We start from the raw sequence: 9,420 nt of genomic DNA, 5'->3' as shown, positions 1-9,420 counted from the left end.
TCGCGCCTTGAACGGCCTGACCCCGCTCGCGTACCTTCAAAACGCTCTCAAGGAGCCTTCTCCAGAGTCTCAGGCAGCCTGAACCCATACACCGCTGTGGTTCACTCTTGACGCACGCCCGGCCGTTCGACAAGGTGCCATCCCTCTTGTCCCGGCGTCCCCCGCGCCGGCGGGATGGGGCGTAGCCAAGCGGTAAGGCAGCGGGTTTTGGTCCCGCGATCCCAGGTTCGAATCCTGGCGCCCCAGCCAGACCCCATTTATTCAACAAAATCAATAACTTATCCTGTGGATAACCTGAACCCCGGTACACGATTGTGGTACACGATGCCGGGCCACGGTGGGGCTGTGCCTGGACCGGGCAGCCACTGGCGTTCCAGCCACTGCGTTCAGCGGAGCGGCAGCCACTGGCGTTCAGCCTGTCCGGGTCACCCCCTTCGGCCTCAACGCTGATGGCCCCTGGGAAGCCCGTACCAGCGGAGCGGCAGGGCCATCTCCCCCCAGGGCTACCCAACCACCAGGGAAACACAGAAGGCCACTCAGCGGGCTTCCTAGTGGCTTCTAGGGGCATCCTCTGTTGGGAGGGTGAACGCAGTGGCTGGACGCTGGTCTACCCACTCCCGTGGGAGTGACCAGGAATTGGCTGGTTGAGATGTGGGACGAGGTTTGGTCCGTGTTGTGAAAAGCGAACCGCACTTCGCATTTGAGACCCCAGTGTCACCCTGGGTAACACCGGAACCACGGTTTCGTTTTCACATCATGCGAAGACGGACAGGGGCCTCCAAAATGACGGAGGTCCGTCCCTTTCAAAAACCTCCCGCGGGGTGTTTTTCGGACCTCGCGGACGTGTCGATCCGGACCTTCCTCTGCTTCTGTCTCTGCTTCCACCTCCGCACGGCTTCCCGGACACGCTTCTTCTGCCCCTCCTCGGAACACTCAGGGGAACAGTAGGTCCTCCGCTGGTGGACCGGGGGGACGAACTCCTTCCCACAGTGCTTACAGCGAAGCGTACAGGTGCGGGTCTTAACCACCACCAACGACCACTTCCCCCCACTCACTACCACCCACTTCCACACCACTTCCTCCCCGGTCTCCGGGTCGAAGGTGTGGATGAACATGGGCTTCTTGGCCTCCTCACCACCGGTGTCCCCCTTCCCGGTGTCCTGGTCAAAAGTGCCGACCTCGGCACATTGGCTGACCACCACCCCCTCCTCACCACCGGCGTCCCCCTTCCCGGCCCCAGGAAGCCCCAGGAGTGGCCTTCTCTGTTTCCCTGGTGGTTGGGTAGCCTCGGGGGAAGACGGCTCTGTGTGGGCCTCCCTGGTCTCCCTGGGGGCTTGGTCAAAATGGCCCTCCAAGGCCACTTTGGAGACCAGCGGAGCGTCCAGCGAAGCGTCCAGTGGAGCGACCAGCGAAGCGTCCAGTGGAGCGGCAGGGCCAGAAAAATCGTTGGCGATGTTTTTCCCGGCCTCCCTGGACGCTTCCCTGGCCTCCTCCCAGACCTCCTTCAAGGTCATCCCTCTTTGACCGCCCTGTTTCGGGGGGGTCATTCGCTGTTTGCTTCGGTGAACTGCCGGTCCTACCTCCGGCTTGATGGCCTTCTTCTGACCAGTCCCGTGGGGCTGATCACCACGGAAGAGGTTGAACCTGCTGGCGGTGGTGGTGGTGGTGGGTGTCTGCTGTCCTGTTGGTTCTGCTGTCATCTGTCCTGGCCCTTCATCCTGTCTGCCGCTCAACGGCCTTCGGCCATCCGCTGAACGCAGTGGCTGGTCGCTCCGCTGGAACGCCAGTGGCTGAACGCAGTGGCTGTCACCCATGAAAAACCCTCCCCCCTCCCTTTACGGCAGGGGTCTGTAAGCTGTTGAAAGTGAAAGGGAAATCAGGCTGCTGAGGAAGCTGGCGTCCTCACCCCGACCTGGGGAGGGTGGTGGAAGGGGGGTGGATTGCCCCCCTCCAAGGCGGCTATGCCGCTATCCACCACCCCGAGAAAAGCCCGTCTTCCCTAGAGTTTGCCTGGGAAAATCGGCTTTTCTTTCCTTCAGTTTCAAGGACTTAGCCGGATTGCCCCTGTCTGCCGCTTCGCTGGACCAACACCTTCCGCTTCCCGGGAAGACCAACCTCCTTGGCCGACACCAAGGACCACCCGAAGGCGGTCACATAGGGGGCCACGGTGTTGGACTTCAGGGCCTGGGGGAGTTTGAAGGAAGGGACACCGGTCAGGGACTCCACCTCATCGGACGGGAGGGTGTCCTTGGTGGTGTGCCCCAGGAGTTCGGCCAGCCGGTCGAGGGGTCGGGTGCCCTTGGCCCTGGCCCGACCGTCCTTGGCCTGCATCGCTGCCGGAGAATAATCCTTCTTCCCTAGAGTTTGCCTGGGAAAATGGATTTTTCTTTCCTTCAGTTTCAAGGACTTAGCCGAATTGCCCTGTTCGGCCACCTTCGCCCTTTCACTCCCATCCGGGTTCACCATCCGGGCCGATGGTCTGATGATCCTATGGTCTGATGATCCTCCTTCCCTGTCTGCTGACCATGAAAAACCCTCCCCCCTCCCTTTACGGCAGGGGTCTGTAAGCTGTTGAAAGTGAATGGAAAATCAGGCCGCTGGGGACGCCAGCTTCCCCACCCCACCGTCCAGGCGCTCCAGAAGCTCCGGGATGGTGTCGGTCTCCAGCCATGCCTTCAGCAGGGAGCGCATCCGTTCGGAGGGGATGAACACCGTCATGGACGGGCCATCCTGGACCCGGATGCACCCCCGCCACAGCCACTGGAGCATTTCCGACAAGGCGAACAGGTCGGCCGAATGATCCTGGCCCTTGTCCTGGATGTAGCGGGTCAGCACCGGGTTCGGGAACCTGTTGGCGAGGTAGATCATGGTGGTCTTGTGGCACCAGTCATTGGACGCCCGGGCATTGACCGGGATGAAGCAATCGGGGTCGCTGAACCCTCGTCCGGTCAGGCGTTCCCTGAACTCCTTGAAGGTCGTCCAGGCCACGTCCTTGGCCGGGGCCTTGGCGTCCCGCTCGATGAACTTCCGAACGGTGGTCGCCACCGTCTTCATCTTCTCGGGCGACATGCCGCTCAGGTGGGCCACGGTGAACTTCTGACTGCCCCGCTTGGCACCCTTGGGCCTGAAGGCACCGATGGCGTTCTTCGGTCCCTCATAGACGGTCAGCCGCTGGCGGATCGCCGCCTTGATGGCGCCTTCGTTCACCTCCTCCCGGGGCCGTAGGGTGCCGTCCCGGTCGATCCCCAGGACACGATAGGGGTAGTCATTGGCCCGGAAGTAGGCCGACAGGGTGGAGCCCTCGAACAGGTAGGTCAGGATGGTGATCTCCCGGAAGGCGTCCAGGGCCGCCTTGGGGAACTCCCAGACCAGGAACTTCCCTTCCACCAGGAACAGGGAGCCGGTCCGGGCCAGTCTCTGGACATCCTCGAAGCGGTGGCCCTGGTGGTCACCATAAATCCACCGGACGGCCCCGGTGTCCGGGTCCACCACGATCCAGCGTTCCCGAAGCAGGTGGTCGATCTCCTTGGTGGTCAGGGTGCGGTGAAGGTCGATGCCCTCCAGGGCCTCGTCCACCACCAGCCTGTAGCCATGATCCCGGATGGCCTGGATGCCATCATCGGACAGGAACGGAAGCAGGGCGTGGGTGGTGGCGATGTTCTGCCCGTCCTTCAACAGGGCTTCGAAGTGTAGCCACTTGGGGCGACCGTCGATGGACCGGGGGTCTTGGAAGTCCAGGTCGGGGCAGGCATCCTTGGCCCGCTGGACCTCATCCAGGAACGGGGTGACGTAGATGAACCGGGGGGCAGGAACAGGGGCGTTGTCGTTGGACGCTTCGCTGGGCACTTCGCTGGCGTAGTCGTCCCAGGTGGGGTTGGAAAGCCGCGAAGCGGCCTGGGGGTGGGCCGCCACGGTCTTCTTCATGGACGCATGAGCGAAGGTGGTCTTCCCCGCGCCCATGATGGCGTCGATCACGGTGATGGTCGGAGTGGTCATGGTGGTGTTGATCCGGTTGGTGTGAACGCAGCGGCTGAACGCAGTGGCTGGGCAAAGAAAAACCCCCAGGCCCGGACAGGGCGCTGAGGGCGATGACAGGGGACGGTGGCCCCTACGGATGGCAGGGGCGAAGATCGGGGTGGAGCGGCAGGGTTCCCCGGCCAGCAGAGCGGCGGACCTCGGAGGCCAGGAGGTTCAGGGCGATGGAGAAGACCACGGCCTGGGACGGGCTGATGCCCTTCTCGGTCTCATAGGCCCGGATGATGTTGTCCAACACCCGGCGATCAGCGGGGGTCATGCCGATGTTGGTTCGGACGATCCCATTGGTGGGCTTGAGGTTGACCCTGGCCGCTCCGTTGGCCTCTTTTCTGGTGGGCATGATGGGTTTCCTTCTGGGAATGCGAATGGTTCGCATATAGAGGGGTGATGGTGAACGCAGTGGCTGGGTGGAAGGTGGATGGATGGTGGGTGGTAGGTGGGTGGATGGTGGGTGGATGGTGGGTAGTGCAGCCTTCGGAAAACGACCGATACACCCACCCTGAGGCCCACCCTTCTGCAAATGAGAATGGCTTGCATCTAGGGTGAACGCAGTGGCTGGACAGTGATCCGCCGCTCCGCTGGAAGGTTGCACCATCTTCCAAGGGGAAGGGGTAACCTCAGGGACACTGGCCCGAAAGTCGCACCATCTTCCTAGAGTGAGGGATAATAGATTTGGTAGCCTTCACCCCCCCTCCACCCACCACACCTAGACCACCTCATTCCCGGCGTTTTCCGGGCCTCTGAGGGGCCTTCTCTCTTCGGGCTATGATGAGACCAGGAAAGCGGAGAAGGCCACTCAGCGGGCTTCCTACGGGCTTCCCTAGCCGCTTCTCGGCATTCTAGGGGGCCTTTGGTGGACGCAGTGCCTGGGTGATGATGAAGAGGGCCTGCTTGCGGTTGAGGTAGTAGGCTTCCGATGGGCGACCACGCTCGCCGGTATTTATGGCCACGGTGGAGGTAATTCCCAGGCTGCCGCTTCGCTGGAACGCAGTGGCTGGCCGCTCCGCTGAATGCAGTGGCTGGACAGGTGGGGATTGGCGCCCCGCTTAAGGGCGCCAATGGCGCGGACCTTCTTGGAGACCGGGGTGCGGGACAGGGTGCAGACCAGGAGGGCCTGTTCTTCGTTGAGGTAGTAGGCGGTGAACTCGTGTCCCCTGTAAGCGCCCCGTTGTGGGGCGACATTGGCGCCACGCTGTACGGCGCCAAAAACTCCAGTTCGTCCATGCTGGAGGTTTGCAGGCGGCGACTGCAAAGGGGTCCGAAGAAGGCCAACTCGTCCATGCTGGAGGTTTGCGTTCGCTGAACGTAAACCAATCCAAAATTGGATTGCTTGAAGCCCATCGCCTTGGCCCCGGTGTAACCCATGACCAACAGGGTTGAAGCCATCGCGGGTCATGTCGAAGGCATCGTCCAAGCGGACGCCGAAGCCCACCTTCGTCTTGGCCTTGGTAGGCCGGAACCATTGACCTGAGATTTCAGGGCTAAGGGCCGGAACCATTGGGCTGAGATTTCAGCCGAAAGGGTGGAAACGCCATTGGACCCAAATCTGGGTGCAATGTGTCCCGGATATCCCGGATGTCCCGCAGGACGTGATCGTGCCGCTCGACGAACCAGCCCGAGGGGGTGTCTCCAGATTTGAGGAGACCTCCTCAGATTTGAGGAGATCTCCTCAGATTTGAGGAGCTAATGTTTTCAATGGCTTGGTCGATATCCCGCAGGACGTGATCGTGCCGCTCTACGAACCACCCGAGATTTCGGGTGGTAAGGTTTTTCAGCACACCCCCAGAACCCGATAGACCGAAGACCGGGCAATCCCCAGTTCCTTGGCGATGGCACTGGGAGAAAGCCCCCGGTCCTGGTGCATCGCCTTCACCTGGGCAACATCAATGCTCGGCTTCCGGCCCCGATAGACGCCCCTGGTCTTCGCCTTCGCAATCCCTTCCCTCTGCCGCTCCTTGATGATGGCCCGCTCGAACTGGGCCACGGCCCCGATCACCTGAAGCTGGAGGGTCTGGAACGGGTTGTCCTCTCCGGTGAACGTCAGGCGCTCCTTGTGGAACACCACGGACACGCCCTTGCCGGTGAAGGTCTGCAACAGGGACAGGAGGTCCCCCAGGTCCCGGGCCAGCCGATCAATGGAGTGGACATGCACGGTGTCCCCCTCCCGGACGTACTCAAGGAGGGTATCCAGGGCCGGTCTGTCCTTGCTGCCCCCGCTGGCCTTGTCAGTGAAGGTCTTCCCTACGGTCACCCCGGCCAACTGGCGGTCAGTGTTCTGGTCCACGGTGGAAACCCGGATGTAGCCAACATTGGTCATGTGATCGGTCTTTCCTCTCTGTCTACCCACCCGTGCGCGAGTGTCCGAATAGGTTCTAGACCACGGACCTTACCCTGTCCGAAAACCCAAAAGCAACCCAAATCGGACACGGAAACCCTGGGGTCAGGTGTCCGATGAAAGTGACCGACTGGGGTGTACCCCAAGAGGACAGGGTTTGCCGCACGGTGCAGCGAACTGCCGGGGGAGGTTTGCGACACCGTGTAACAAACCCCAGGCCACCCGGTGTCCACCAGGGAGACCGGTTCAAATCTGGACCGATGTCGGACAGGGAGACCACCAGGGGCAAGCCCACTCGCCACACAGCATGGCGCTACCTCAGGCCACCGGTGTCCACCAGGGAGGCCACCAGGGGGAGCGATCAGGGAGACCACCAGGGACGGTGCTTCACGGTGGAGCGCCGCCGTACAGCACGGCAAGCCCAATCGCCACACAGCATGGCGCTACCTCAGGCCCCCTAGGAAGCCCGCTGAATGGCCATCTTCCCCCAGGGCTACCATCCCACCAGGGAAACACAGAAGGCCACTCACAGGCCATCCTAGGGCGTTCTAGGGGCATCCAATGCGGCGAATGTCGCTAGCTGGTGGACGGGGTGGTGGATAGCGGCCAGGGAGACCACCAGGGCCGATGCGACACCGTGTCACGTCGCCGTACAGCGCGGCGACATCCCAGCCACTGCGTTCCAGCGGATGGCCGAAGGCCGTTGAGCGGCAGCCACTGGCGTTCAGCAAGCCCCCTAGGAAGCCCGCCGCTTCGCTGGTACAGGGCCATCTTCCCCCAGGGCTACCCAACCACCAGGGAAACAGAGAAGGCCACTCACCAGCGAAGCGGCAGGCCATCCTAGGGCGTTCTAGGGGCATCCCTGGTGGGGAGGGTGGTGGATAGCGGCATAGCCGCCTTGGAGGGTACCGACCGCGCCAATGGGTGGATAGACCTCCGTCCCTGTCTCACACGTGAGACACCATGCCCCCTGCTGTCTCCCCCAGGGCAGGCCCTCGCGTCCACCAGGGGGGCAGAGGGGGGACGGTGGTGTGGCAATGATCTTCATGCCCTCTCAGGATTTTGCACCAAACAAAACCGGGTGTTCCCCGATCAAGACCGCCATGCCGCCATCAACCGCATTTCTGGTCTTCAGGCCCACCGGTGTCTTCCGGTAGGATGACCCGCGAACCACCAGCGAAGCGAACAGCGAAGCGACCAAAAGGACCCCATCGTGCCCCCTACTGCCACCGCCATAGAAGCCTATTTCCGCCGCCTCGGTGAAATCCAGGCCACGGGTGGTGGCACCGGGGAGACCTCGTACTACGGTGCCCTGGAAACCCTTCTGAACGCGGTGGGCAACGCCCTGGCCCCGAAGGTGGTCAGTGTCTCCCAGTTGGCGGAAGCTGGGGCGGGTCACCCGGACTTCGGTCTCTACACCCGGAACCAAATCCAGAGAGGCCACCCCCGTCCCGGCCAGTTGCCCGAACGCGGTGTGGTCGAGGTCAAGAAGGTGTCCGATGACGCCTGGGTCACGGCCAAGACCTCCCAGGTGTCCCGCTACTGGGCCACCTACCGCCTTGTCCTGGTGACCAACTACCGGGACTTCGTGCTGATCGGAGAGGACGATGACGGCAACCCGGCGAAGCTGGAAAGCCTCCGCCTTGCCACCTCAGAAGCCGACTTCTGGTCCCGTGTCGCCAAGCCCCGGGTCTTCGCCGGGGAGGTTGGACAGGCCCTTGAAGAGTACCTTCGCCGCGCCATGACCCAGACCGTTGCCCTCCGGGAACCCCGAGACGTGGCATGGTTCCTGGCCTCCTATGCCCGGGACGCCCTGGGGAGGGTGGACGCAAAAAAGCCCGCATACGCTTTACATTTCGTGCGGTTTGGCGCTGATTATAGGCGGGGCCGTCCCGAAACCGCCTTACGACCTCACGTAGAGCACCTCGAAAAACACTTTCCACAACCCTGGCCCAAACGAGCTTTTCTTCGCTCCAACCTGTGAGTGTGCCCCCATGAATCTGCCGCTACTTTAGATGGAACCTTAATGTCCGCAATGTCGAAATAATAACGCCCTCAACTTTTTTTGTTGTCTCCTCTGCCATTTGAGGTGACATCTCCGCAAGATTGTCTTTATGAATCGAGGTGGCGCAGTTTAGTGATATTCTGCTGTGCCTCCAGTAAGTCCATAGCGTATAGTATTTCAAGGTAGTTACCATTTCTAAGTTTTCTTGCTCTATGTTAGCCACTATGTACAGTGCGTCAATTCCGTCAATCTTAACTGGTCGGTATTCTGTAATTTCAACATTTCCCTTTTTTCTCATTGCGTTTGCCCATATTTCAGAAGATCTATCAATATCCAGAAGCATATCGGTTCTCGCCTTCTCGGCTGCTACAGGTATCGGTCCATCACTACTTAGAAAGCAGCTCGCTATTAAGTGCCCAGAAGGGCTTGAGAGCCAATTGACAGCAAACTTTGTGGTGGGCATGATAGTTTCAGTAGGTACCATTTCTCCCATATAATAAAAACTAACTCCTAATTCTTGGTCTTTATACCAATTGCCGTCATTCGATTCACCAACAGAAACGCTGGAAATAAAAAAAAGGGCAGCCAGCATACAATATTTTAAAGATCGCATCGCCATTGATCTCCATATTTTGAAACGCCGAGCATTAGCTATGGGCCGTTTATGGGTACCTCGAAGAACATCGAAAACGGCCCGCCTTTCCAATCTCGACCCATTGAGAAACAAAGAGACCGATTTCACCGGGATTGAGCTTTTCGAGGTGCCCTTATTTCTTTTTTTCTTCCTCCCGAAGATTTATTGACGCCGGTAGGTAGGCCGCGCAAAACCCAATGGCGGCTAACAGTTCCTCGGTAGATTGGCTGCTCTCGAAAGCCACGTCACGGCCCTCCGACCATTCGCCCCCGGCTTACCAGCGCGGGCTATCCGCGCACCCTCCTCGGGTAACGGAGGGTGTGTAGGTCCAGGCAGATGTGAGACTGGGTGAGCCGCGCTTGCACCGGGCTGGGGGCATGCCCCCAGCCCGGTGCGAATTCGGTTTATAAC

The 9,420-nt window shown here is 60.7% G+C and carries 7 protein-coding genes and 1 tRNA gene; 2 read left to right on the top strand and 6 right to left on the bottom strand.

What is annotated here, in order from left to right:
- Positions 1–175: 175 nt before the first annotated feature.
- Positions 176–249, top strand: a tRNA-Gln gene (locus GGD88_RS17920).
- A gap of 554 nt (positions 250–803) precedes the next feature.
- Here the strand turns inward: GGD88_RS17920 and GGD88_RS17915 are convergent.
- The 5 genes from GGD88_RS17915 to GGD88_RS17895 form a co-directional block, all read right to left on the bottom strand.
- A complete protein-coding gene (locus tag GGD88_RS17915; RefSeq protein WP_184438056.1) occupies positions 804–1,514 on the bottom strand; it encodes a recombination protein NinG in 711 nt (236 codons plus the stop codon).
- Between the two features lie 535 nt (positions 1,515–2,049).
- Positions 2,050–2,433: a hypothetical protein gene (locus GGD88_RS17910; protein ID WP_184438054.1), complete on the bottom strand. Its 384-nt coding sequence runs from the start codon at positions 2,431–2,433 to the stop codon at positions 2,050–2,052.
- Positions 2,434–2,589: 156 nt separating this feature from the next.
- Entirely contained in the window at positions 2,590–3,996 is a 1,407-nt protein-coding gene (locus GGD88_RS17905; RefSeq protein WP_184438052.1) for a hypothetical protein, read from the bottom strand.
- 112 nt (positions 3,997–4,108) lie between these two features.
- Positions 4,109–4,375: a hypothetical protein gene (locus GGD88_RS17900; RefSeq protein WP_184438050.1), complete on the bottom strand. Its 267-nt coding sequence runs from the start codon at positions 4,373–4,375 to the stop codon at positions 4,109–4,111.
- A 1,431-nt stretch (positions 4,376–5,806) separates the two neighbouring features.
- Complete coding sequence (locus GGD88_RS17895; RefSeq protein WP_184438048.1) at positions 5,807–6,352, bottom strand: recombinase family protein; 546 nt, start codon at positions 6,350–6,352, stop codon at positions 5,807–5,809.
- Positions 6,353–7,583: 1,231 nt separating this feature from the next.
- Here GGD88_RS17895 and GGD88_RS17890 point away from each other — a divergent pair.
- The gene (locus GGD88_RS17890) at positions 7,584–8,354 is read left to right on the top strand and encodes a hypothetical protein (RefSeq protein WP_184438046.1); all 771 of its coding nucleotides are present in this window, start codon (positions 7,584–7,586) and stop codon (positions 8,352–8,354) included.
- Between the two features lie 22 nt (positions 8,355–8,376).
- On the opposite strand, the gene GGD88_RS17885 is transcribed toward GGD88_RS17890, so the two are convergent.
- Entirely contained in the window at positions 8,377–8,967 is a 591-nt protein-coding gene (locus GGD88_RS17885; RefSeq protein WP_184438044.1) for a hypothetical protein, read from the bottom strand.
- Between the last annotated feature and the right edge of the window lie 453 nt (positions 8,968–9,420).

The sequence above is a fragment of the Roseospira goensis genome (assembly GCF_014197795.1).
GTDB classification, from domain to species: domain Bacteria; phylum Pseudomonadota; class Alphaproteobacteria; order Rhodospirillales; family Rhodospirillaceae; genus Rhodospira; species Rhodospira goensis.
This window is presented reverse-complemented; position numbering and strand designations above follow the sequence as displayed.

Bases quoted from the DNA above. Each gene is read 5' to 3' on its own strand.
- GGD88_RS17895 (WP_184438048.1), bottom strand. From the start codon at position 6,352: ATGACCAATGTTGGCTACATCCGGGTTTCCACCGTGGACCAGAACACT.
- GGD88_RS17900 (WP_184438050.1), bottom strand. From the start codon at position 4,375: ATGCCCACCAGAAAAGAGGCCAACGGAGCGGCCAGGGTCAACCTCAAG.
- GGD88_RS17905 (WP_184438052.1), bottom strand. From the start codon at position 3,996: ATGACCACTCCGACCATCACCGTGATCGACGCCATCATGGGCGCGGGG.
- GGD88_RS17915 (WP_184438056.1), bottom strand. From the start codon at position 1,514: ATGACCTTGAAGGAGGTCTGGGAGGAGGCCAGGGAAGCGTCCAGGGAG.
- GGD88_RS17885 (WP_184438044.1), bottom strand. From the start codon at position 8,967: ATGCTGGCTGCCCTTTTTTTTATTTCCAGCGTTTCTGTTGGTGAATCG.